The following is a 22,755-nucleotide window of genomic DNA, read 5'->3' as shown; positions in this document are numbered from 1 at the left end:
CACCCGTGTGGACGCGGATCGTTGGCCCGGACAGACCTCGCACAGAGTCCGGACGGCGCCCTGGCGTCCGGTCGTTGATCGAAGGACAGCTCATGACCCTGCGCCGCATCGTCACCGGCACACTCGCCGGCTCCGCCCTCCTCGGCCTCTCCGTGGTGTCGGGTGGGGTCGCCTCGGCCTCCGAGTCGCACGACGGATCGACCGCCCCCCGTACCTGCACGACGACCGGCACCGCGTCCGACAGCCCGGGCGTCCAGAGCGGCAACGTCACCCAGATTCCGGTCCTCGACTGCAGCGATGTCAACGCGTCGCCCACCGTCGAGATCGCCCCCGTCTTCGGCTCGGCTCCCGGGGTCTGACACGCCCGGGCTCGGTGGTCGCCAGGGGCCCGGTGCGCCGACCAGGACCCGTCGGATCGTCGATCGCAGCGCCGTGAGTGATCCGCACACCCCTTCGTGATCGGAGTACGCTCCGTCGTCGTGCGCTCCCCGCGCTGAGGACCATCCAGGGGGTGCGAACGTGCCGAGGTTCAGCTTCCAGCTCGATGTGCGCGACCCGCCCGCGAAGGTCATCGGCGCGATGGTCGACTTCTCGGAGCGTCGCCCGGAGATCTGGCCGAACCTGACGGCGCGGCTCTTCCGGGTGCACGCACTGGGGCCCGGCAGCGCTGATGTCACCGAGGGCACCGCCCTCCCCGGCGTGGACGTGTGGGAGCGCGTCACCTACGAGTGGACCGACTCGGTCGTCCGCGGGGTGCTCGTGGACGGGAGGATCTTCGAGCCGGGCGGCACGTTCGAGTTCCGAGTCGAGCCACGCGGGGACGGCAGCCGGATCGTCGAGCACTACGACAGGCGTTCGAAGACCCTGCTGGGACGAGGCTTGGGCGCCGTGTTCCAGATGACCGGTGGTGCTCCGATCAAGCGTTCCTTCCGCCAGGTCTACGGCACGCCGAGCTGAGCGGGCCGTCGGGGCACCGGGGTCGGCGTCGGTCTTCGTCGTCGCCCGTTCGCCCGCCCGGGGCCGGCCCGGGCGGGCGAACGGGGGCCACGGGTCGGTCAGACCCTGGTGAGCAGGTTCTGCATCTCGGTGATCTCCCGCTGCTGATCGGCGACGATGGCGGCGGCGAGCTCCTTGGCCTGCGGGTTCAGTCCCTGGGCCTGCTCGGTCTGCGCCATCTGCACGGCACCGGTGTGGTGCTCGATCATCATCTGCAGGAACATGCGGTCGAACGCCGGGCCGGACCGGGACGCGAGCTGCTGCATCTGCGCTTCGCTCATCATCCCCGGCATGGGCATCGCGCTCGTCGGCATCCCCGGCATCCCCGGCATCCCCGGCATCCCCGGCATGGAGGTGGAGCCGGGCTGGGGCCGGGGCGCACCCCAGGCGTCCAGCATCTGGTTCATCTGCTCGATCTCCGGTCCCTGTTCCTGGTCGATGCGAGCGGCGAGGTCCTTCACCTCCTGCGAGGCCGCGCGCGTCGAGGCCTCCGCAGACATGGCGATGGCCTGCGTGTGGTGGGGGAGCATCCCTTGGGCGAACACGACGTCCGCGGCGTTGTGCTCGGGTGACACGGGGGCGGCAGCGGATGCCGGCGGCGTGGGAGTGGGGGTTCCGGCTGCGGGAGCGTTCGAGGAGTCGGAGCAACCCGCCGCCAGGACGGCAGCGGTGGTGGCGGCGAGGACGCCGCCGATGAGACGGGAACGCACGAGATCTCCTTCGGCTGAGCGCCGACCGGTACACAACGCGGCCGGCGCTGGACAGGACGCGGTGCCGCCGCACGTCGCCCCGTGGGAGCGCGCGTGCCGGCGGTGGGCCGGTCTACAGCCGGAGGACCTGCAGCTGCGCGAGCCTGGTGAGGGTCGGCGGGGCGCGCGGCGCGGTGGCCCTGGCGACACCTGCGCGGACCGGGACCAGGCTCCCGAACCGGCACCAGGACGCCACCAGGACGAGGACGAGGAGGGCTGCGGCGCCTACGAGCGCCGCGAGGCACATGTGCAGGAGCGATCCGGAGTGATCGTGCCCGCCCTGGTCCGAGTGGTCGTGCAGCAGCGCGGCGGAGCTGGTCGAGTCCGCCGCGGGAACCGTCGTCGCGACTTCGGGTCGGAGCGCGTGGTCGGCCGGAGATGGCCCATGAATGCCCGCGCCGTGCTCGACGGAGGGAGCCGATGTGCCACCCGCCGCAGCAGGGTGGTGGTCCGCCGCGATCGCACCGGTGTCACCGGTGGCGTGCTGGTGTGCGCCCACCACGTGGTGCATGAGGACCAGCCCGAGCGCGGCCACGAGAAGGGCGAGGCGCCCGGACCAGGTCGCCAGCAGCGTCGTCGACACCGCTCTCGGCGAGCGATGCCGCGAGCAGCCGTGCGGGCGGATCACGGCCGCGACGGTACCGAAGGCGTCGTCCTGTGACGTGCGGAGCCATCGCACCCACGAGCGCGAATGAGGCCAGCTCCCACCTTCCCTACCTTGTGCGATACCCCCTGGGGGTGTACACCTACGACGTGCATATACCCCTAGGGGGTATCCGATCCACATCGACAGGAGGCGTGCCATGAGCGACGCGCGTGCGACATCGCCGGGCGCCTCGGACGCACCCGTGACCCCCGTGGACGAGCATGCAGAGGGCTCGCACGGCCGTGCGCCCGGCGGCTGGTCGGCGGTCTCGTGGTCCACCGCCGCGCGGGCCACTCTCCACTGCTTGACGGGCTGCGCCATCGGTGAGGTCCTGGGCATGGTCATCGGGACCGCCCTCGGGCTGCACGACGCCGCCACCGTGGTCCTGGCGATCGCCCTGGCCTTCGTGTTCGGCTACGCCCTCACCATGCGCGGAGTGCTGCGCGCCGGCGTCGGCTTCCGCCAGGCGCTCCGCGTCGCCCTCGCCGCCGACACCGTCTCGATCGCTGTCATGGAGATCGTCGACAACGCCGTCATGGTCGGCGTGCCCGGCGCCATGGACGCCGGACTCACCAGTGGCCTGTTCTGGGGTGCGCTGGCCTTCGCGCTGCTCGTGGCCTTCGTCGTCACGACGCCGATCAATCGCTGGCTGATCGGGCGCGGACAGGGGCACGCCGTCGTCCACGCTCACCACGGCTCGCATTGATGGCTCGGGTCTCCTGATCGCGGTTCCTCGTCATCGTCAGGTCCGGGGCGTCGACGACTTCGACACGAGATCGAGGTCCGCTTCCACGTGCGCACGGGGACCTTTGGCGGTGCCACCAGTGACGGGTGGACGTTCCGGCTCCACGCGGCGTCCGCGACCTTGACGGAGTGAACGAGGCCGGGGCCCGAGGTCGGGCGGTCGATGGGGGGCACTCCCATCCTGACGTGACCGGCGGGTGGCTGCGTCCTGCGGTCTTCGGGGCGATGGACGGCCTGGTGTCGAACTTCGCTCTGGTCGCCGGTGTGGCCGGGGGAGTCGCGAGCGCGGGCGGTGGGACGAGCGCGGTCGTCCTGGCGGGGATGGCGGGTCTGGCCGCCGGGGCGTTCTCGATGGCCGCGGGCGAATACACCTCGGTCGCCTCCCAGGCAGAACTCGCTCGAGGTGAGCTAGCCGTCGAGCGCCTGGCCTTGGCGCGCACACCGGAGCTCGAGCAGGAGGAACTCGCGCAGCGGTACGTCGAGCGTGGGGTCGAGGTCGGTGTCGCGCGGGAGGTCGCTCGCCAGCTGTCCCGAGACCCGGACCAGGCGCTCGCCGTCCACGCCCGCGACGAGCTCGGAGTCGATCCCGGCGATCTGCCCTCGCCATTGCTGGCCGCCGTCGCTTCGTTCCTGGCGTTCACCGCGGGCGCGCTTCTCCCGGTGTTGCCCTACCTGCTCGGCGCGACCAGTCTGCTGCCCGCCCTCGTGGTGTCGGGCGTCGGGCTCTTCGGCGCCGGAGCCCTCGTTTCCCTTGTCACCGTCAATCCCTGGTGGTGGACCGGATCGCGGCAACTGCTGCTGGGTGCCGCCGCGGCCGGGCTGACCTACTGGGTCGGCATGCTCGTGGGAAGCGGAATCGTCTGATGGACCCACGTCCATCGGTCCCGCCTCGACACACGCTCACGCTATGGGAGATCGACAGCCGTTCGCGGACAGGAGCAGCATGATGGTCCAGCGGACCGAGGTGACGTTCATGTCCGGCGGAGAGCGCTGTGCGGCCTGGCTCTATCAGCCCGGAAGGTCGTCGGGGACGTCGCCGTGCGTGGTCATGGCGCACGGCACGACGGGGACCCGTGATCTCGGGCTCGCCCCCTACGCCGAACGATTCGCCGCAGCGGGATGCGCGGTCCTCGTGTTCGACTACCGCCACTTCGGCGCCAGCGCCGGACAACCCAGACAGCTCGTCCACATCGGCCACCAGTTGCAGGACTGGCGCGAGGCCATCACCTTCGCTCGCCGGCTGCCACAGGTCGATCCGCAACGCATCGCGCTCTGGGGTACCTCGCTCAGCGCAGGTCACGTCGTGGCGGTCGCAGCCGAGGACCCGACGGTCGCCGCGGTGGTCGCGCAGTTGCCCTGGATGGGCTTCACGTGGCACCGGGGAGCAGCGCGGCCCCCGTTGAGGGTGACCGCAGCTCTGCTGACCGCGATCGCGGCGGACTGCCTCCGCGGTCTGGTCGGCCGACCGCCGCGGATGATCCCGATGGTCGGCGCGCCCGGTGACGTCGCGGTCTTCACCGGGTCCGAGGACAGCGCAGTCCTCCGCGACCTCGCTGCTGACGCTCCCCAGTGGCGCAACGCGATCGCGGCACGATCGGTGCTCTCGCTGATGCGGTACCGGCCGGCCGCGAGGGCCGCTCGGTTGACGATGCCGTTGCTCGTCTGCGTCGCCGAGAACGACGACGCCGCGTCCGTGCCCATGGCCGTCGCCGCCGGGGAGAAAGCACCCCACGGCGAGGTCCGCTCCTACCCCGGGGGCCATTTCGCCGGCTACGTCGGCCCTGTCTTCGAGCAGATGGTCGCCGACGAGACCACCTTCCTCGTCAGGTCCCTGTTCGACCGGAGGAGCGGCAGTCCCGTGGTGCTCAGCGGATCCTGAGTGCTCGGGCACGAGCGCAGGCACGCAGCCGGACAACGGTCGTGTGCACGGCGTCGGCGCCTTCCACTGCCCACGTCATCAGCGACGACGACCTCGGACCGGTCGGCTTCGCGCAGCGAGTCGCGGCCGGCCGGTTCAACCCCGACCGGGCCGATCACATCGGAGTCGACCAGTTCCCGGTCCTGATCGCCGACCCCGAGGGGAACCTGGCCGACTGCTCCCACCGGCGAGGTCCCGTGAGGTCACACCGACGACCGGGAGCGGGTGAGGGCGAGCCCGCCGAGAGCGGCGCCGATCAGCCCCAGGACCACGGCGACGAGTGCCCCGGCCAGACCGTTGCCGGTGCCGAGGCCGCCCGCGGCGTTCGCCGCGTGCAGTCCGCCGACGAGCGCGGCGACCAGGCCGAGCACCAGGGCCGCGAGGGGCCTGCTGCGCGCGCCCGGGCGAGCGAGGGCCAGCACACCCACGACCACGGCGGCCAGACCCGCCACCGCCGCCGCGGTCGGCACGGTCCGCCCGGTGCCGAGCTGGTAGCCGGCGGCGACGATCGGGATGCCCGTGGCTCGGAGCGCGGTGATCACGTCGTTGTGCATCAGGAGTCCTTCCAGGTCGGGAGCACGGCGCCGAGAGTGCGCGCGTGGCGACCCCGCGGGCATCGGCCTGCGGGCGTCTGTCCGCTCTGCCGTCCCCGCCGTACGGTCGGCTCCTGGGCGTAGGACCTACGGCGGGAGCGCTACGGCCGGAGCACGTCGCCGGGTGGACGCGTGCTCCCCCCGGTGACGCGCAGGATGGGGAACGGGCCGCGCGCCCCGGGCTCGAGCGGGGAGGCGGACCGATGGGCGACACCGCGCTCGGGGCCGCGCGCCGGCGCCTGGTGCCGGCGGTGGTCGACGTCGGTCTCGGCGTCACGGTGGCCGCGGTGGTCCTCGTCGCCGCGTTCGCGGGGATCGGCCCGGCGTCGACGTCGAACCCCCGCGGGCTCGACGTCGGAGCGTTCGCCCTCGCCGCGGCCCTCGCCGGCGCGCTCGGCATCCGTCGCCGGCACCCGGTCGCGGCGCTCGTCGGGCTCAACTCGGTCGTCGTCCTCTGGTTCGTCGGGCCGTATCCCGGGCGGCTCGTCGCGCTGGCTCCGTTGCTCGGCTGCTACGCCCTCGCCGCGGACCGTGGCTGGCGCTGGGGCCTGGCCGGCGCGGTGCTCACGGCCGCGGTCCAGATCCTGGCGATCCGCGTCGTCCTCGGGGACGTCGACACCGTCGGCGTGGTGCCGATCGCGGTCCTGCTCGCCGCCACCGCGGGGAGCGCGGGCGCGGCCGTCGGCTACTACCGGGCCCTGCTGGCGAGCACGCGCGCCGAGCTCGCGAGGGAGACCTCGTTCCGCGAGGAGCGGACCCGCCGTCTGATCGCCGAGGAGCGGCTGCGCATCGCCCGCGAGCTGCACGACGTGGTCGGACACTCGATGGCGACGATCAGCGTGCAGGCCGGCGTCGGCCTGCACGTCCTCGAGCAGCGCCCCGGCCAGGCAGGGGAGGCCCTCGCGGCGATCAAGCGCATCTGCGACGCCGGCCTGACCGACGTCAAGGCCGTCCTCGGGGCCCTGCGCACCCCGAGCGGAGACGTCGAGCAGTCCTGTGGGCTCGACCGGCTGCCCACACTCCTCGAGACCGTCGAGGGCGCCGGCCTCCGTGTCGAGCTCGATCTCGACGTCGGCGGACGAGCGCTGCCGGTGCCCGTCGACCTGGCCGCCTACCGGATCGTCCAGGAGGCGCTCACCAACGTGATCCGCCACGCCCGCGCCCGCACCGTGTGGTTGGCGGTGGAGCACCGACCGCCCCGGTTGACCCTCCGCATCCGGGACGACGGCACCGCGCCCCCGGCGACCGACGGCTGGGGACAGGGAATCGACGGCATGCGCGAGCGCGCCCGCGCGCTCGCCGGCTCGCTGACGGCCGGACCCTACCCCGACGGCGGCTTCGAGGTCTGCGCGGAGCTCCCGGTCCCGGAGGTCCGGTGACGTCCACCGACGACGATCTCCTCCGGGTGCTGATCGCCGACGACGAGGCGCTGGTCCGGGGCGGCTTCCGCGTGCTGATCGACGCCGAGCCCGGGATGACCGTGGTCGGCGAAGCGGGGGACGGCGCGGCCGCGGTCGCGCTCGCACGCCGGACCCGTCCCCACGTCGTGCTCATGGACATCCGGATGCCCGGGGTCGACGGGCTCGCCGCGACACGCGAGATCATCGCCGATCCCGAGCTGGCCGGTGTCCACGTCCTCGTCCTCACCACGTTCGACCACGACGAGTACGTGATCGAGGCCCTCGGCGTAGGAGCGGCCGGCTTCCTGGTGAAGAACACCGAACCCCGCCAGCTCCTGCACGGGATACGGGTCGTCGCCGGTGGCGAGGCCCTGTTGTCCCCGGGACTCACGCGCCGCCTCGTGGCACGCCTCGTCGATCGTCCGGGAACCCCTCGCGTCGACCACGCGGTCCTGGACCAGCTCACGGCGCGCGAGCGGGAGATCGTCGGCCTCGTCGCTCAGGGACTGAGCAACGAGGACATCGCGGATGCGCTCACGATCAGCCGGGCCACCGTGAGGACCCACATCGGGCGGGCGATGGTCAAGGTGGGGGCCCACGATCGGGCCCAGCTCGTCGTGATCGCCTATCAGAACCACCTCGTCGCTCCGCCCGACCCCTCGACGTGACAGCGATCGCGCCACGACGGCGTGCTCGCTGACGGCCGACCCGGGCACCGGCTTCTCCGTCGATCCCGACCACGTGATCGCGCGACCTCGCGGTCCCGTCCGGGGGTGCCGTGCCGACCGCCCGGGCCCTCGCCGTGATCCGTGGTGGTCTCGCCGCCTCCGGTAGCCCCTCGATCTACGGCCGGAGAGACTCTCTCCCCCCTGATAGGCGGCCGGTCCGTGGCGGTCTGGACGTCGTTCGGGGAGGGTCCGAGGACCCCGGTCGGCGAGGGTCGGTCGTCATGGGCCACGACCGGGCCCGACCGGCTCAGGGTCTGATGTGGAGTCCCGTGGACTCCGGACGGCGTCGAGCTCGGCGTGCAGGTCGTCGACGACGGCGTCGATCTCCGGACAGGCGTCCGGGTCCGCGACGACGGTGATCGTCAGCACCCCGGCGTAGGAGAAGGCGCCGAACACGACCGGAACGTTGCCGGTCGTCGTGGTGACGGGCACGACGTCGACGACTCGGGCGCCGAGGAAGGCGATCGGCGAGCTCGGGCCGCGGAGGTTGGTGACGAACGTGGTGACGAGGCGCTGGTGGTCGAGGAGCCACGGGAGCGCCCCGGTCGCGGCGACGAGACGGAACCCGGCGTCGAGCAGGGGCGCGGAGGCCGCCCGCGGGCTCCGGTGCCGGCCCGCGGTGCGGCGGGCGACGTCGGCGAGCCGGGCCGCGGTCGAACCCGTGGTCGGGACGGCGACCGGGAGCACACCGACGGCGTTGCCCACCTGGTCGGCGCTCGTGCGCTGCCGCGCCGAGATGGGCACCGAGGCGACGATCTCGGAGGCCGTCTCCCCGCGCCGGGCCAGCAGGGCGCCGAGTGCGCCACCCACGGTCGCGAGGACGACGTCGTTGACCGTGCCACCGTGCCGGTGGGCGGCGTCGCGTACCGCGGCGAGGTCCGTCCGGACGGCGCGGAGCACGCGCCGCGAGCCGGTCGGACGGTTGAGCGAGACCCGGGGTGCTCTCGGTGCCCGCGTCGACCGGAGCTCGCGGACGGCGTCGCGGAGCTGTCGCAGACCCCGCGGCAGGTGGGCCAGCGCCGCTGCCCGACGGCGCGCGGCGTCGACGGCCAGTGCCTGCGGGGTGGGACGGCGACGGGGGAACCCGCGGTCCGACGGGGCCGGCGGAGCGCCGTCGACGAGCTGCGCGAGGGCGGCGAGGCCCCCGATGCCGTCGGCGAGCACGTGGTGGAACACGATGACGAGCGCGCCACGGCCTCCCGGCACCCCGGTGATCACGACCGCCTCCCACGGCGGGTGCTCCAGCGACACCCGGGAGCCCACGGCCTGCACCGCGACGTCGAGCAGGGCGTCGTCGAGCGGGTCGTCGCCGCCCGGTCCGGGACAGGTCACCTCACGCACATGACGTCCGGCGGAGAAGTCCGGGTCGTCGACCCAGATCGGCCGACCGCACAGCGGCGGTGTCCGTACGAGCATGCGACGCAGCCGGGGGACGGCCCGGACCCGCTCGTCCAGCGCCCGGCGCACGTCGGCGGGGTCGACCGGGCGGTCGAGGACGAGCAGCGCACCGACCTGCCACGGTACGGAGCCCCGGTCGACCGCCAGCTCGAGCAGGTCGTCCGACCCCGCCCGGTCGATCACCTCGTCCACGTTCCCCGCGTCATCCGGCATGTCGGTCCTCTGCGGTCTCGGCGAACCCCTTCGCGATCAGCCGGACGGCGAGCACCATCTCCTGGACCGCGATCGGGAGCGCGATGATCATCTGCGCGGGGGAGAGCGGACCGATCACGCCGTAGATGACGAGCACGGCCGACGCGAGCAGCGCGACGACGCCGACGACACCCCAGCCGGCCAGCCAGCGGGGGATGAGCCGGCTCCGGTAGAACGCCAGGTAGTACAGGAGTGCGCCCAGGGAGAACGCGACCACCGCCCCGACGTCGGCCACCCAGTGCTGGATCGCCAGCAGGGCCTGGGCGGCGGTCTCGGAGGAGGCCCGGGCGAGGCCACCGTCGCCGGCGACCCCGCCGCTCAGCGACACCAGCGACAGGACGGCCGTGGCGCCCACGAGCGCGAGCGTGCCCTCGATGACCCGGAAGGCGACGGCCCCGATCGCCAGCCCGGGCGAGGAGTGCCGCAGGACCGGGTACAACGCGACCGCGATGCCCGTCGACGCCAGGCCCGCGACGATCCCGAGCAGAGCGCCGGTGCTCACCCGCGCCGGGTGCGACGCGATCTCGACGAGAAGGTCGGGCGCGCTCACAGGGGTGAGGAACGGGACGCCGAGCAGGCTCGTCGCCGTGGCGAGGATGAGCAGCACGCCCGCGACGACCGCATTGGTCCTCGTTCCGCGGCCCCCGCGCGCCGCGGCTGTCACGCCCGCGGCGCCGTCGGACGGCCCCGCCGGGGCGCCCGTCTCCGGGGCTCCGCTGCCGCGGGTGTGCAGGCTCATGTCGATGAGGCCGTCTCGGCGCGGTGTCGGGCCTCGGCCCGGTCGGAGCCCTGCTCGACGGCGCCGCCGTCGACGGCAGGCTGCGCCGCCTCGCTTCCGCTCGGGAGGTCGGTCGGCGACGGCGGGCGGGGGCCCGGTTCGGCGCCGCCCTGGTCGAGCCGGAACGGTGGGTAGGTGTCGGTCATCAGCGTCACGTAGGCCACGACGCGCAGCACCCAGCGGTTCAGGCCGACCACGGCGTCGTAGATCCCTCGGCTGTAGCGCCCGGTGAACAGCAGGCCCACCGCGGCGATGAGCACCAGCAGGCTGATCAGCCCGGTCTGGACGGCGAGCGTCCCGGCCGTGCCGTTCCCGTCGGTGGTCACGGTGTTCGTGCCGAGGAGCAGTGCGAGCACCAGGTAGTGCGGGATGGCCAGCAGCCACCACTTGACCAGCGCCAGCCCGCGCGAGAGCTCCTCGGGGTAGTCGATGTCGAGGTGGGCCGGGTAGTCCGGGCGCTCGGCCAGGGTGAACGGCGGGTACCGGTCGGTGCCGTTGGCGGCGTAGCCGTAGTAGCCGACCCGCCAGGCCCACCGCAGCACGCCGAGGTTGAACTCGAAGATCGCCCGCGGATAGCGGCCCGTGATCACGATGGCGACCAGGGCCACCAGGGTGAGGACCACGAAGACGACGCCGAGCAGCGCGAGCACGATGATGTGGGGTATCAGCAGCAGCCATTTCACCAGCCACAGCGCCCGGCTCGGGTCCGGCTCGGGCTGTGCGGTGACGCGGACGGCAAGGGTTCGGTCGGTGTCGCTCATGGCCGGACGGTGCTCGCCCGCGGGCTCCGGAAGCAGGGCCGTCGGACCCTCATGGGCGAGTCCGGTCGGCCCCCCTGCCTCACGGAGGTCGTCCGTCCCCGCCGAGCATCACGACCGACTCGCGCTCGAGGACCGCCTCACTGCGTGGGGACCTCCGGCCTGCACCGCCTCGGGCGGCTGCCCGAATGGCTACGCCGTGCGCTTGCCAGCTCCGGACGCGGATCGGGCCGCTCGCCCTCATTGTTGACGAGGACGTCAGCCGAGGTCGGGGGCGTGCACGCGGTCGGGGTGGAACACGCGGCGGACCATGGGCTCGAAGAACTCCAGGCCCTCGGAGGGGTAGTCGGGGTCGAAGGAGTTCTGGTCGTAGTCGGCGCAGAAGTCGACGCAGGCCTGGTACCAGGGGTGGTCGGCGTAGCGGTCTCGGGCGTACGGGTCGGCGCCAACGTGGTGGAACCAGTAGACGCCCTGGAACACGCCGTGATGCTTCATGATCCAGTGGTTGCGTTCGGAGACGTAGGGGCGCACGACCGCCGCGGCGACCTCGGAGTGGTTGGCCGGGGCGAGCATGTCGCCGATGTCGTGGACCAGGGCGCAGACCACGGTCTCCTCGTCCTCGCCGGCGCGGTGGGCGCGGGTGGCGGCCTGGAGGCTGTGTTCGAGGCGCGTGACCTGGTAGCCGGTGTGGTCGTCCATGGCACGCAGCCAGCCGAGGATGCGGTCGGGGAACCGTGCCAGCTCGACATGTTCGTAGGTCTCGAGCAGCCGGTAGTCGGCGGCGGTGCCGTCGGCCATCGCGGTGAACGCGACAGTGGGACGTGCGGGCGTCACGAGCGCTCCTGGGGCTGGGCGGGGATCGGCTTGTGCTCGCCGCGCAGGACGCGGCGCCGGGCCATGAGGTCGTCGAACTCCATGTAGACGTCCTGCAGGTGGCGGGCGCCGCTGGTGGGGTCGTAGGGCATCCGGCCGTGCAGGACGCGGTGGGAGTGCACGGTGAGCAGATCGCCGTCCGCGGACTTGAAGGTGGCGCGGTAGCGGCCGGAGTCGATGATCTGCCCGAGATGGCGGTAGGCGTCGTAGAACTTCTCGACCTGGTCGAAGGGCGCCGACAGGGGCTGGGCGAGCTGGTTGGAGAACCGGAACAGCCGCACCTCGCCGTCGGTGTCGAGCTGGACCATGGGGTTCTCGGCCCAGGTGTCCTCGTCGTCGCTGAACAGCTGGAAGGGCACCGCGACACGGGTCAGGACGTCGAAGTGGTGCGGGGCGTCGCGGCGCAGTTCGGCCAGCGCGGCCCAGCCGTCGACGAGGGTGGACTCGCCGCCGGTGGCCTGATTGGTCAGGAAGTGCAGCAGCTGGATCGACGGTGGCCAGTTGTAGCTGGGCATGTCGGTGTGGGGCTTCAGCTCGCCGGGGGTGTGGGCGACGTTGTAGCCGGCGGGGTCGTGGCGCACGTTGTGGACGCGCTCGAAGGCGACCTCGCGGATGTGGCCGATGGTCCGGGCGAAACGCTCGACCTCGTGGTGCTCCGACGGGACGTCGGTGACGACGGCGGCCCCGAACTCGCGCACGGCGTCGAGGTAGGCCAGCTGCCCCTCTCTGCCGGCCACGACCTCGGCGTGCGGGAAGCGCGGCGGCTCGCCCGCGGTCTCGGACCACAGGGTCACGGTGCGCCGCCGGTCGGCTCGCGCGGCGGGGGAGTAGTCGTAGCGGCGCAGCCACGCTGGGGAGTAGGTCGCGGCCTGCCCGTCGTTCCACAGCACCTCCAGGCCCCGCTCGGGCGCCCAGGAGGCGACGGTCGGAGCGATGTCCGGCGGGATCGAGGCGGTGAACAGCTTGCGCTCGCCGCTCTGGCGCACCCGGTCGTCGGCGGCCCAGCTGTTGTCCCGTAGCCAGACGTAGTGGAACCGGCGGGGCCGCCCATCGAGCACGACGGACAGGCTCCGCCCGTCGAGCTCGAGCGTGCCGTCCGGCAGGGTTGTCTCGGGGCTCGCATGGCCGAGGGTCTGGCTCACCGGAGGATCTCCTGAGGGTGGGGGCGGACCGCGATCGGCGGTCACGTCCAGCGTCGCCAGATGTCATGGCGAACTCAAACGACCGGAACGACCCCTGAGGCATCGAGAAAGTGTGGCTCGTCGAGTTGCGCGCCTAGGGTCGCCGATGTGCGAGACCCGCTGCCCCCGTTACCCGGCGTGCAGGCGTTCGAGGCCGCGGCGCGGCTCGGGAGTTTCGCCGCAGCCGCGGCCGAGCTCCACCTGTCGCCGGCCGCGGTCAGCCAACGCATCCGGTCGTTGGAGGCCCACCTCGGGGTCCCGCTGTTCGAGCGGCTCGCGCGCAGCGTGGAGCTCACCGAGCTCGGCCGCGCCTACCTGCCCTCGGTGCGCGAGAGCCTCGACGATCTCGCCGCCGCCACAGGCGGCCTGTTCGCCCCCGCCCGGCGGGAACAGCTCACCGTCCGGACCCAGGTGTCGTACGCGACGACCTGGCTCGCGCCGCACCTGCACCGATTCCAGGCCGAGCACCCCGAGATCGACCTGCGCCTGGTGTGCGCGGTCTGGTCGGAGGCCCTCACCCCCGGCGAGGTCGACCTCGACATCCACCAGGGCCGCGGTGCCTGGCCCGGCGTTCACGCCCAGCTGTTGCACCACGACGACGCCGTCGTCGTCCACGGACCCGGCCACCTCGTCCGCTGGGGTCCGATCCGTGACGCCACCGACCTCGCCGTACGACCCCGCATCCAGGTCCTCGGCTTCGACGACGTCTGGCAACGCGTCCTACCGTCCGCCCCGACGAGCGGACCCGCGGGGCAGGCGACCACCGTCGACACCACCATCGCCGCACTCGAGCTCGTGATCGCGGGCGATGCCACCGCGGCGGTCCCCGAACGCTTCGCCCGGACCGCCGTCCGCGCAGGGCGGGTCAGCGTCGCCCTCGCGCAGTCCTTCCCCATGCGCCAGGCCCACTACCTGCTACGACCGCTCGAAGAACCCACCCCGACCGCGCGAGCCCGGGCTTTCCTCCTCTGGCTCGCCCGTCTCGACGACGACATGCCCGCGCTGCCCCGCGTCGCCGAGGGCGACGTCGGCTGATCGAGTTCCCTGTGCGGCGTCTCCTCGGCGGCGTGGCACGACATGGGAGCTACTGGTGCACACCACGGCACCGCCGAGATGACGGGTGAGGACGAGCGCAGCCTGCAGTTCGAAGCGGCGCCGGCCGAAGTGCTCACTCAGTTGCCGCGACCGCGTCCGCCTCCGCTTCCGCGGTCACCCTTCTTGTCGTCCTTCTTCTCGTCCTTCTTGTCGTTCCCGTTGCCCCCCTCGCGGCTCTCGGTGGGTGCCCTTTCCTGGTCGTCGCCCACTGTGACCTGGGCCGAAGCCGGTGAGGGTCTCTCGGACCTCGGCGGCGCGGCCGAGGCGACCTCGTCGAACGGTGTCGACGCGGCGGTGCTCGGGGTGGCGGGCACGATCGGCGCCGCCGCGAGCGGCAAGGAGGGAAGAGCTGCTTGCCCGGGAGAGGGCGCTGGGGACGGCGTCGCCAGGGGCTCGGGTTCGGTAGCCAGACCGACGATCCCGATCACGCCGAGGAGGCCGGCGAGCCCCGTCCCGAGCACGACCCGGCGCGACGGGCGTCGCCACGCTGCCCGGACCACCCGGTGCCGACCGGCAAGACCGGCCGAGGCCTGCGAGTTCTCGGGGGTGGCGTCGTCCACGTCATCGGAGGCCCGGGCCCCGCCAACAGCTGCTGGGCTGCTCGATGTTCCGCGGTCTCCGTCTCCGTCCTCGGCCGTCAACTCGGAGGTGGCCGTCGGGCCAGGGCCCAGTGCGCTGAAGGACCGCAGATCGGCACCGACCGGGCCTACCGCGGAGGCGACCTCGGCGAGCCGACGCGCCGCGAGGAGGGCACCGGGTCGTCGCACCGGATCGAGATCGAGCAGGGCCCGCAGCATCACGCCGAGTTGCCCGGTGCGACGTGCGGGCCGGACAACATCCGGGGCGATCTCGCAGAGACCTTCGAGGACATCACTCGCACCGGGCCGGGGTGGAGCGCCGGCGAGCGCGGCGTGGAGGGTGGCGCCGAGGGAGAACATGTCGGCCTTGGTCGTAGGCACCCCTCCGAGAGCGAGCTCGGGGGCCATGTAGTGGGGGGTGCCGGCCACGAGGTGGCTGTCCATGCCGGGATCGCTGCCGAAGACCGCGATCCCGAAGTCGGTGACGGTGACCGTGTCGTCGGGTCCGATCATGATGTTCGCGGGCTTGATGTCGCGATGCACGATCCCGGTCCGGTGCATCGCGGCGAGCCCCTCGGCGATCTGCAGGCCGATGCTCGCAACGCGGCCGGCGGGGAGGGGGCCCTCCCGATCGAGCAGGTCGGCCAGTGAAGGCGCGGCCACGTACTCCATCACCAGGCAGACCTCGCCGTCGAGCTCGGTCATGTCGTAGATCGCGGCCAGACGCGGGTGGTGCAGACGGGCCGCGACCCGGCCCTCGCGGTGCGCCCGCTCCCGCACCGTCCCGGGTCGCACCGCTTCGATCGCCTGTCCGCCGTGGAGCCGCTTGACCGCGACCTCGCGGTCCAGCAGCTGGTCGTGCGCCCGCCACACCGAGCCGGACCCGCCGCGTCCCACCCGGGCGAGCAGCAGGTAGCGACCGGCCACGAGGCGTCCGGGCTCGATGGTCGCCGAGGTACTCGGCACCGTCGTTGGCGTCGACATCGCCCTCCCTCAGCAACCCACGGATGACCTCATCGGATATCGCTCGTCGTGACCGTTCCGTTACCTCGATCGGGTGAGATCGGCCGAGCCTCGGATGTGTGGTCGAACGGGCCGAGCCACGACCGGCCGGATGGCCGCCGGCGATGGGCACTCCGCCGGACGGTGCGCCCTGCGTCGTGCCGCCACTCGTTCCTGCGACCCGATCAATGGACCAGCGCAGACACCCCGAAAGCTATGGCCAGGAACAGCAACATCCGCCCGGCGAGGACAGCAGGACCGAAGGCGATGACCGACATCCGCGTTCCCGCCACGGCGAGCGTCAGCGGATACAGCGGCGGGATGAACACGCAGGCCGAGAGGAAGACGATCGCCACTCCCCACCGGGATTCACCGATGAGCCCCATCATGCGGTCCGACCAGCCCCGCAACGTCGTCCGGACCTGTCCGGCCGGTGTGCGGGGCCGGTCGCGTATCCGCCGGACCCACCCGAAGGTGGCGCCCCGCCGCAGTGCGACGACCGTGCCGACCTTCCCGATGCTCTGTCCGAGGGCACAACCGGTCGCCGCCGTGACCTCTTCGGCGAACCCTCCGACCTGGGACGCCACGACGTAGAGCTCGCTGTTGAAGATCGGGATCACTGAGGACAGCACGCCGTACGCGGTCGATCCCACGAACTCCAGGAGCAGTTGCCAGCTCATACCGTCTCCAGGATCACCGAGTTCTCCCCCGGCATCGTGGCATCGGCGTCGACGCACACCGCGGGATCGGAGTCTCGCCCTGCCGGCACCGACACCTCGTTCCGACCTCCCGGGCGACGGCCCTCGGGTGGGACCGCCTGGCGAAGCGGCTCCACTTCGCGACCCTCTGGGCGCCGGCGTTCAGGCCTCCGCTGTCGCGGGTGGGTCCTCGGCGGTGCTGCGCAGGAGGGCGTCGGCCCACCGGGCGCGGGGATCGACGTCCACGAGCAGCGCCTTGACCAGCAGCGTCAGAGGGATGGCCAGCAACGCCCCGAGCGGTCCGAGCACCCACGCCCAGAACAGCAGGGCCACGAACGTGACCGTGGCCGAGAGCCCGACCGAGTTGCCGATGAACCGGGGCTGGATCAGCGACTGGATGACCAGGTTGAGCACGCAGTACACGACGACGACGGCGACGAGCAGCGGCCAGCCGCCGGTGAGCAGGGCGAGCAGCGCGGGCGGCACCAGGCCGAACAAGAACCCGATGTTCGGGATGTAGTTGGTGATGAACGCGAGGATCGCCCAGAGGATCGCGAGCGGCACCCCCATGATCTCCAGGGCGATGCCGTCGAGGACCGCGACGATGAACCCGAACACGGTGGTGACCACGAGATAGCTGCGCGTGCCGCTCGCGAAGCCCGCCAGGGCGCGCACCGCGTCCGGACGGTCGATGGCGATGCTGTCCAGGCGCCGGCCGAAGGTGGCCGCGTCGGCGATGAAGAACAGCAGCAGCGCCAGGATCAGCACGATCACGGCGAGCACACCGCCCAGGCTCGACAACACCCCGCCCACGGCGCCGATCACCGAGCTGAGGCTGGCGGAGCTGGTCGCCGCCTGGATCTGCTCGGGCCCGATGCCGAGGCCGGCGAGCGCCTTCTCCACCGACGCGACCAGGGCATTGAACTGGGCCGTGTACTGCGGCAGGACCGTCGCCAGCTGCCCGACCGACACCAGCAGCACGCCGACGAGCGCGAGGAGGCCGGCGTAGATCACCAGGATCAGGGCCAGCGTGGCGACCCATCCCGGCCATCCCCGCTGCCGCAACCACCGTTGCACCGGGTGGGCGGCAATGACGATCATGAGCGCCAGGAGCGCGGGACCGATCAGCCAGGCGGCGGCGCGGATGCCGGCGACGGCGACTACGGACGCGGCCGCCCCCAGCAGCAGCACCAACCCCCGCGGCATGCCGCCGGGCGACCGCGGCGGCCGGGCCGTCCCGTTCGTCGACGGCGACCCCGCGAGCGCGGTCGGGTCGTCCTCGGGGAACGCGGGATCCGGTGAGGCGGTCATCCGCGCAGCGTCCCACCGGGTCGTCAGCCGGTAGACGCCCTTCCCGAGCAGATCCACGCCCACGAGGTCGGAGACCACGACGATCAGCGCCATGAGTTCGAGGCGGGTCGTGCGGACACCTCCGTCCGGGCCGCAGGATGGACGGGTGCCGCAGCGCGTCCTGGTCGCCGATGACGACCGCGCCATCCGGGAGTCGCTCGCGCGCGCTCTGGAGCTCGAGGGCTACGAGGTGGCGACGGTCGCCGACGGGGTGGAGGCGTTGACCCGGGCGCGGCGCAGCGCCTTCGATGCGCTGGTGGTCGACGTGATGATGCCGGACGTCGACGGGCTCGCGGTCTGCCGCGTCCTGCGCGCCGAGGGCGACCGCACCCCCGTTCTCATGCTTACCGCCCGCGTCGAGACCCCGGACCGGGTCGCGGGCCTGGACGCCGGCGCCGACGACTACCTCCCCAAGCCGTTCGAGCTCGACGAGCTGCTGGCTCGTCTCCGGGCCCTGCTCCGTCGGGCGTCCTGCACCCCCGATGACTCCGCGGAAGGGGGAGCCGGCTCCCGGCTGTGGGTCGGATCGCTCTGCGTCGACCCGGGGGCCCGGCGGGTGTGGTGGCGCGTGCAGGAGCTGGAGCTCTCGAAGACCGAGTTCGATCTGATGGAGCTGCTGGTCCGCAACGAGGGCATCGTGCTCGACCACGCCACGATCTACGACCGCATCTGGGGCTACGACTTCGGTGCGGACTCGAAGAACCTCGCGGTCTACATCGGCTATCTGCGGCGCAAGCTGACCGCGGTCGGGGCGCCCGCACTGATCCACACGGTCCGCGGCGTGGGCTACGCGGTGCGCGAGCCGTGAGCCTCCGGACCCGTCTGGCGTTGGCGTTCGCACTCGTCGCGGCGGTGGTGGCGGGCCTGGTCGGCGTGCTGAGCTACCACTCCGCCGGCGAGCGCACCACCGATGAGACCGATCGGTCTCTTGCGGCGGTGACCGCAGCGCTGATCCGCGGCCAGACGGCGGTCCTCTCCGCCCTGCCGCCGTCGCCCCCGGTCGACCGCGACGGTCTGGACGGCGACGAGCCCGGGCGGCCCGACCCGCGCGCCGAGGGACCGACTCTCACCGCGCAGCGCGTGGCACCCGAGGGCGCGGTCACGTTCGTCGGGGGTCGGCGGGTGACGCTGCCCGTCGACGAGCCGACCCGGCTGCTCGCGTCGAGCGGCGCCGCCGGGCAGACGTCGACCACGGAGGTCGACCTCGGTCGGGGGGCCTACCGCGTCCTGACCACGGCGCTCGGCAGCGGTCGGGGGGCGCTGCAGGTCGCGATCGACATCGATCAGTCGCGGCGTGTCCTCGCCGGCCTGGCGACCGAGATCGCCCTCATCAGCGTCGCCGTGACCGCGGTCGCCGCCGGTGTCGGGTGGTGGCTGGCGCGACGGATCACCCGCCGACTCGTGCGCCTGACCGCCACCGCTGAGGAGATCGCCGACCACGGGCAGATCGACGTCGCCGTGCCGGTGGCGGGTCGTGACGAGGTCGGCCGGCTCGCGGGCTCGTTCACCACGATGCTCGCCCGTCTCGCGGCGGCCCGGGACGCCCAGGACCGCCTCGTGCAGGATGCCGCCCACGAGCTGCGCACCCCGTTGACCAGCCTGCGCACCAACACGAGCGTGCTGCGCCGGCTCGATGAGCTCTCCCCGGAGGCCCAGGACCGCCTCGTCGCCGACGTCCAGGGCGAGACCCGGGAGCTGTCGCACCTTGTCGACGAGCTCGTCGAGCTGGCGCTCTCGCGGCAGAGCGAGGAGCCCGAGGAGGATGTCGCCCTCGCCGAGGTGGCCGATCGCGCCGCCGAGCGGGTGCGTCGCCGCAGCGGGCGTGCCATCACGCTCGAGGACGACGGCTCGCGGGTCCGTGGGCGCCGCGGTGCGCTGGAGCGCGCGATCGGCAACCTGCTGGAGAACGCGGTCAAGTTCGATGCCGACGGCACCGAGGATGTGCTCCTGCGGATACGCCGCGGTACGACCACCGTGACCGACCAGGGTCCCGGCATCGCGCCCGGCGACGCCGCGCGGGTGTTCGACCGTTTCTATCGCGCCGACACCGCCCGTGGGCTTCCCGGCTCCGGGTTGGGGCTCGCGATCGTGCACGACGTCGCGGAGGGGCACGGCGGGAGCGCGTTCGTGTCCACCCCGTCCGGTGGCGGGACGACCGTGGGCTTCTCGGTCGCCGCCGATCGCCTCCTGCCGGCCGAGCGCACCGGGGGAGCCGCGTCTCGCGCCTAGGGTCCTTACCCGACTCCGAACCAGGGCACGTCGGCGCTTCACCCTGCGTCGACACCGTGGAGTCCGTGACCGCCACCCTCCACCGTGCCCCTGTCGGCAGGTCCTCCCGGCACGTCGCGCGCACGCCCTCCGCCGTGCGGGACCGCCGGGTGCGGACCGCCGCCGAGGCCGTGCTCGCCGCCTCGCTCACCCTTGTCGTGTTCTGGTGGGCCACCGGGAGCGGACTGACCGACCTCGGTGGCTGGGCGAGCGGGCTGGATTCGCTGGGCCGGGTGACCGGGCTGCTCGCGTCGCTGCTGCTGCTCGCGCAGGTCGTCCTCATGGCGCGCGTGCCGTTGCTCGAGCAGGCGTTCGGCCAGGACCGCCTCGCGCGTGTCCACCGACTGGTCGGCTTCACCTCGTTCACCGGGATGCTCGCCCACATCGGCCTGATCACCTGGGGCTACGCCGCCGGCGACCTCACCCGCGTCCCGGGCGAGGCCTGGGACCTCACCGTCGACTATCCGGGCATGCTCCTGGCCGTCGCCGGGACGGCCTGCCTGGTGATGGTCGTCGTGACCAGCGTGCGCGCCGCCCGGGCCCGGCTGCGCTACGAGACATGGCACCTGCTGCACCTCTACGCCTACCTCGGTGTCGGGCTCGCGCTGCCCCACCAGCTCTGGACCGGCCAGGAGTTCCTGGCCTCGGCCGCGCGGACCGTGTTCTGGTGGACCCTCTGGGGTCTCGCCGCGGGCTCGGTGCTCGTCTGGCGGATCGGCGTCCCGCTGCGGCGCAGCGTGCGCCACCGGATCACCGTCACCTCGGTCGTCGACGAGGGCGACGGATGCCTGTCGGTGCGCCTCGTCGGCCGCCACCTGGACGAGCTCGACGCCCGCGCCGGCCAGTTCTTCACCTGGCGCTTCCTCACCGGTCCCGGCTGGACCCGGGCGCACCCCTACTCGCTCTCCGCGGCGCCGGACGGGCGTCACCTGCGCATCACCGTCAAGGACCTCGGCGACGGCAGCCGCGCCCTCCGCCGGCTGCGGGTGGGCGCCCGCGTGCTCGTCGAAGGGCCCTACGGGCGGCTGACCGACCGCGCGGGCACGGCACCACGGGTCGCGCTCATCGGCGCCGGGGTCGGGATCACCCCGCTGCGGGCCCTCGCCGAGGAGCTCGGCCTGTCCGGACGCGACGTCGTGGTGCTCCACCGGTTCACCGCCGAGCCGCTGTTCCCCCGCGAGTTCACCGTGCTCGCCCGCGAGCACGGGGTCGGGCTCGTCCCGCTGCCCGGGCCCCGCAGGGACGGCAACTCCTGGCTCGGCGACGGCGTCGGGGGCGGGAGCGACCTCAGCGCCCTCCTGGCCCGTGTCCCCGACATCGCCGAGCGCGAGGTGTACGTCTGCGGCCCCGACCCGTGGACCCGCCTCGTCCGTCGGACCCTCACCGCGGCCGGCATCCCGACCGACCGCGTCCACACCGAGACCTTCGACTGGTGACCTGAGATGCGACGCATCCTGCTGTGGTTCCTGACCACCGTGAGCACCCTCGTCCTGCTCTTCGGCTACAGGACCTCGACCTCGTCCACGCTCCCCGACGACGAAGCGGCCGGCGGCTCGGCCACGCCCTCGACGACCGCCCGGGCCACCACCCCGAGCCCCACGACGACCGCAGGCTCGAGCTCGGGCTCGACCGCCCTGCCCGCCGCCGGCACGTTCACCGGCAGCACCGCCGACACCCGCTGGGGGCCGGTCCAGACCCGCATCACGGTCGCGAACGGGCGGATCACCGCCGTCGACGTCGTGCAGTACCCGGACGGGAACGCCAAGGACCGGGAGATCAACGCGGACGCGATCCCGCAGCTCGTCGACGAGACGATCCAGGCGCAGACCGCCCAGATCGACATGGTCAGCGGAGCGACGGTGACGAGCACCGGCTACCTCGAGTCGCTGCAGAGCGCCCTCGACCAGGCCCACCGGGCATGACCGCGCCCACGCCGGCCCGCCCGCGCATCACCCGGTACGTCGAGCACGTCATGGGCCTGCCGATCAGCCTCGCCCTGCGCGGCCGGCACGCCGACGACACCACGGGGCGCTCGGCCTGGCGTGCGGTGATGGCCACCCTGCGCGAGGCGGATCGCGTCTTCAGCACGTATCGGCGCGACTCGGTCGTGTCCCGGATCAACCGGAGCGAGGTCGGTCTCGGCGACCCGGGCGTGCCGTCCGAACTGCACGACGTGCTGGACATCGCCGACCGCGCCGGACGCGCGACGGACGGCGCCTTCTCCGTCTGGCTCCCCGGACCCGACGGCGAACGGCACCTCGACCCCAGCGGCGTCGTCAAGGGATGGGCGGTCGAGCGTGCCGCAGCCGCGCTGCGCGCCCTCGACGACACCGACTTCTGCCTCGGCGCCGGCGGCGACGTCCTCGGCCGCGCCCTCGACCCCGATCTGCCCTGGCGCATCGGGATCGAGGATCCCCACGACCCCCGTCGCCTCCTCGCCACCGTTCCGGTGCGCGACGGTGCCGTGGCGACCTCCGGCACCGCCCACCGCGGCGCCCACGTGATCGACGTCCGCACAGCGCTTCCGCCGACGGGGATCGCGGCGGTGACGGTGATCGCCTCGACGCTCACCGTGGCCGATGTCGACGCCACCGCCGCCTTCGCCCTGGGGGCCGATGCCGCGGAATGGCTCGGTCGTCGCGTCGGGCGGAGCGGGCTCGTCGTCGCCAGCGACGGGACCGTTGCTCGCATCCCGCGGGTGGGAGCTCGGTAAGAACCGCCGTGCTGTCGTTGGCGCACGCTCCGAGCGC

23 protein-coding genes and 1 pseudogene are annotated in these 22,755 nt (G+C 72.9%); 13 read left to right on the top strand and 11 right to left on the bottom strand.

Annotated elements, in window-relative coordinates; translation table 11 throughout:
- The first annotated feature begins 92 nt into the window (after positions 1 to 92).
- Positions 93 to 359 carry a chaplin family protein gene (locus PH189_RS03920; RefSeq protein WP_274187440.1) on the top strand — a complete coding sequence of 89 codons (267 nt, stop codon included), beginning with the start codon at positions 93 to 95 and terminating at the stop codon, positions 357 to 359.
- A 160-nt stretch (positions 360 to 519) separates the two neighbouring features.
- The gene (locus tag PH189_RS03915; protein WP_274187439.1) at positions 520 to 957 is read left to right on the top strand and encodes a hypothetical protein; all 438 of its coding nucleotides are present in this window, start codon (positions 520 to 522) and stop codon (positions 955 to 957) included.
- A gap of 98 nt (positions 958 to 1,055) precedes the next feature.
- On the opposite strand, the gene PH189_RS03910 is transcribed toward PH189_RS03915, so the two are convergent.
- Both PH189_RS03910 and PH189_RS03905 read right to left on the bottom strand, forming a co-directional pair.
- Positions 1,056 to 1,571 carry a DUF305 domain-containing protein gene (locus PH189_RS03910; protein WP_274187438.1) on the bottom strand — a complete coding sequence of 172 codons (516 nt, stop codon included), beginning with the start codon at positions 1,569 to 1,571 and terminating at the stop codon, positions 1,056 to 1,058.
- Positions 1,572 to 1,818: 247 nt separating this feature from the next.
- Positions 1,819 to 2,373, bottom strand: a complete 555-nt coding sequence (locus tag PH189_RS03905; protein ID WP_274187437.1) for a hypothetical protein — start codon at positions 2,371 to 2,373, stop codon at positions 1,819 to 1,821.
- 175 nt (positions 2,374 to 2,548) lie between these two features.
- On the opposite strand from PH189_RS03905, the gene PH189_RS03900 reads away from it, so the two are divergent.
- The 3 genes and pseudogenes from PH189_RS03900 to PH189_RS03890 form a co-directional block, all read left to right on the top strand.
- Positions 2,549 to 3,097 (top strand): DUF4396 domain-containing protein, encoded by a 549-nt coding sequence (locus PH189_RS03900; protein WP_378015005.1) that lies wholly within the window; start codon positions 2,549 to 2,551, stop codon positions 3,095 to 3,097.
- A 224-nt stretch (positions 3,098 to 3,321) separates the two neighbouring features.
- Positions 3,322 to 3,999: a VIT1/CCC1 transporter family protein gene (locus PH189_RS03895; RefSeq protein WP_274187436.1), complete on the top strand. Its 678-nt coding sequence runs from the start codon at positions 3,322 to 3,324 to the stop codon at positions 3,997 to 3,999.
- 10 nt (positions 4,000 to 4,009) lie between these two features.
- Positions 4,010 to 5,014, top strand: a pseudogene (locus PH189_RS03890) (alpha/beta hydrolase); the annotation flags it as partial.
- A gap of 242 nt (positions 5,015 to 5,256) precedes the next feature.
- Here PH189_RS03890 and PH189_RS03885 read toward each other — a convergent pair.
- Positions 5,257 to 5,607 carry a DUF6223 family protein gene (locus PH189_RS03885; protein ID WP_274187434.1) on the bottom strand — a complete coding sequence of 117 codons (351 nt, stop codon included), beginning with the start codon at positions 5,605 to 5,607 and terminating at the stop codon, positions 5,257 to 5,259.
- Between the two features lie 242 nt (positions 5,608 to 5,849).
- On the opposite strand from PH189_RS03885, the gene PH189_RS03880 reads away from it, so the two are divergent.
- Positions 5,850 to 7,025 (top strand): sensor histidine kinase, encoded by a 1,176-nt coding sequence (locus tag PH189_RS03880; protein WP_274187433.1) that lies wholly within the window; start codon positions 5,850 to 5,852, stop codon positions 7,023 to 7,025.
- Positions 7,022 to 7,714, top strand: coding sequence for a response regulator (locus PH189_RS03875; protein WP_274187432.1), 693 nt, complete (start codon positions 7,022 to 7,024; stop codon positions 7,712 to 7,714). The genes PH189_RS03880 and PH189_RS03875 overlap by 4 nt, the downstream gene beginning before the upstream one ends.
- Positions 7,715 to 7,993: 279 nt before the next feature.
- On the opposite strand, the gene PH189_RS03870 is transcribed toward PH189_RS03875, so the two are convergent.
- The 5 genes from PH189_RS03870 to PH189_RS03850 all read right to left on the bottom strand — a co-directional run bounded on the left by PH189_RS03870 (position 7,994) and on the right by PH189_RS03850 (position 12,975).
- A complete protein-coding gene (locus PH189_RS03870) occupies positions 7,994 to 9,385 on the bottom strand; it encodes a wax ester/triacylglycerol synthase domain-containing protein (RefSeq protein WP_274187431.1) in 1,392 nt (463 codons plus the stop codon).
- Positions 9,375 to 10,163 carry a DUF4386 domain-containing protein gene (locus PH189_RS03865; RefSeq protein ID WP_274187430.1) on the bottom strand — a complete coding sequence of 263 codons (789 nt, stop codon included), beginning with the start codon at positions 10,161 to 10,163 and terminating at the stop codon, positions 9,375 to 9,377. The genes PH189_RS03870 and PH189_RS03865 overlap by 11 nt, the downstream gene beginning before the upstream one ends.
- Positions 10,160 to 10,963, bottom strand: coding sequence for a DUF4389 domain-containing protein (locus PH189_RS03860; protein ID WP_378015006.1), 804 nt, complete (start codon positions 10,961 to 10,963; stop codon positions 10,160 to 10,162). The genes PH189_RS03865 and PH189_RS03860 overlap by 4 nt, the downstream gene beginning before the upstream one ends.
- A 255-nt stretch (positions 10,964 to 11,218) precedes the next feature.
- Positions 11,219 to 11,794, bottom strand: coding sequence for an HD domain-containing protein (locus tag PH189_RS03855; protein ID WP_274187429.1), 576 nt, complete (start codon positions 11,792 to 11,794; stop codon positions 11,219 to 11,221).
- Positions 11,791 to 12,975 (bottom strand): TauD/TfdA family dioxygenase, encoded by a 1,185-nt coding sequence (locus tag PH189_RS03850; protein WP_274187428.1) that lies wholly within the window; start codon positions 12,973 to 12,975, stop codon positions 11,791 to 11,793. Before PH189_RS03850 ends, PH189_RS03855 begins: the two co-directional genes overlap by 4 nt.
- 177 nt (positions 12,976 to 13,152) lie before the next feature.
- On the opposite strand from PH189_RS03850, the gene PH189_RS03845 reads away from it, so the two are divergent.
- Positions 13,153 to 14,049: a LysR substrate-binding domain-containing protein gene (locus PH189_RS03845; protein WP_274187427.1), complete on the top strand. Its 897-nt coding sequence runs from the start codon at positions 13,153 to 13,155 to the stop codon at positions 14,047 to 14,049.
- A gap of 137 nt (positions 14,050 to 14,186) precedes the next feature.
- On the opposite strand, the gene PH189_RS03840 is transcribed toward PH189_RS03845, so the two are convergent.
- The 3 genes from PH189_RS03840 to PH189_RS03830 all read right to left on the bottom strand — a co-directional run bounded on the left by PH189_RS03840 (position 14,187) and on the right by PH189_RS03830 (position 17,791).
- On the bottom strand, positions 14,187 to 15,671 hold the full coding sequence (locus tag PH189_RS03840) for a serine/threonine-protein kinase (RefSeq protein WP_274187426.1): 1,485 nt from the start codon (positions 15,669 to 15,671) through the stop codon (positions 14,187 to 14,189).
- 203 nt (positions 15,672 to 15,874) lie between these two features.
- Positions 15,875 to 16,369: a hypothetical protein gene (locus PH189_RS03835; RefSeq protein WP_274187425.1), complete on the bottom strand. Its 495-nt coding sequence runs from the start codon at positions 16,367 to 16,369 to the stop codon at positions 15,875 to 15,877.
- A gap of 180 nt (positions 16,370 to 16,549) precedes the next feature.
- Positions 16,550 to 17,791 carry an AI-2E family transporter gene (locus PH189_RS03830; protein ID WP_274187424.1) on the bottom strand — a complete coding sequence of 414 codons (1,242 nt, stop codon included), beginning with the start codon at positions 17,789 to 17,791 and terminating at the stop codon, positions 16,550 to 16,552.
- Between the two features lie 52 nt (positions 17,792 to 17,843).
- Here PH189_RS03830 and PH189_RS03825 point away from each other — a divergent pair, with 52 nt between their 5' ends.
- The 5 genes from PH189_RS03825 (at position 17,844) to PH189_RS03805 (ending at position 22,718) form a co-directional block, all read left to right on the top strand.
- Positions 17,844 to 18,545 (top strand): response regulator transcription factor, encoded by a 702-nt coding sequence (locus tag PH189_RS03825; protein WP_274187423.1) that lies wholly within the window; start codon positions 17,844 to 17,846, stop codon positions 18,543 to 18,545.
- Positions 18,542 to 19,966: a HAMP domain-containing sensor histidine kinase gene (locus tag PH189_RS03820; protein WP_274187422.1), complete on the top strand. Its 1,425-nt coding sequence runs from the start codon at positions 18,542 to 18,544 to the stop codon at positions 19,964 to 19,966. Before PH189_RS03825 ends, PH189_RS03820 begins: the two co-directional genes overlap by 4 nt.
- A 65-nt stretch (positions 19,967 to 20,031) precedes the next feature.
- Positions 20,032 to 21,441, top strand: a complete 1,410-nt coding sequence (locus tag PH189_RS03815; protein WP_274187421.1) for a ferredoxin reductase family protein — start codon at positions 20,032 to 20,034, stop codon at positions 21,439 to 21,441.
- A 6-nt stretch (positions 21,442 to 21,447) separates the two neighbouring features.
- Positions 21,448 to 21,927, top strand: coding sequence for an FMN-binding protein (locus tag PH189_RS03810; RefSeq protein ID WP_274187420.1), 480 nt, complete (start codon positions 21,448 to 21,450; stop codon positions 21,925 to 21,927).
- Complete coding sequence (locus PH189_RS03805) at positions 21,924 to 22,718, top strand: FAD:protein FMN transferase (RefSeq protein WP_274187419.1); 795 nt, start codon at positions 21,924 to 21,926, stop codon at positions 22,716 to 22,718. The genes PH189_RS03810 and PH189_RS03805 overlap by 4 nt, the downstream gene beginning before the upstream one ends.
- Positions 22,719 to 22,755: the final 37 nt, after the last annotated feature.

The organism is Actinomycetospora chibensis, from assembly GCF_028737215.1.
GTDB classification, from domain to species: Bacteria; Actinomycetota; Actinomycetes; order Mycobacteriales; family Pseudonocardiaceae; genus Actinomycetospora; species Actinomycetospora chibensis.
The sequence above is the reverse complement of the archived record's forward strand: the minus strand, read 5'-3'. Positions and strand labels throughout refer to the sequence as shown.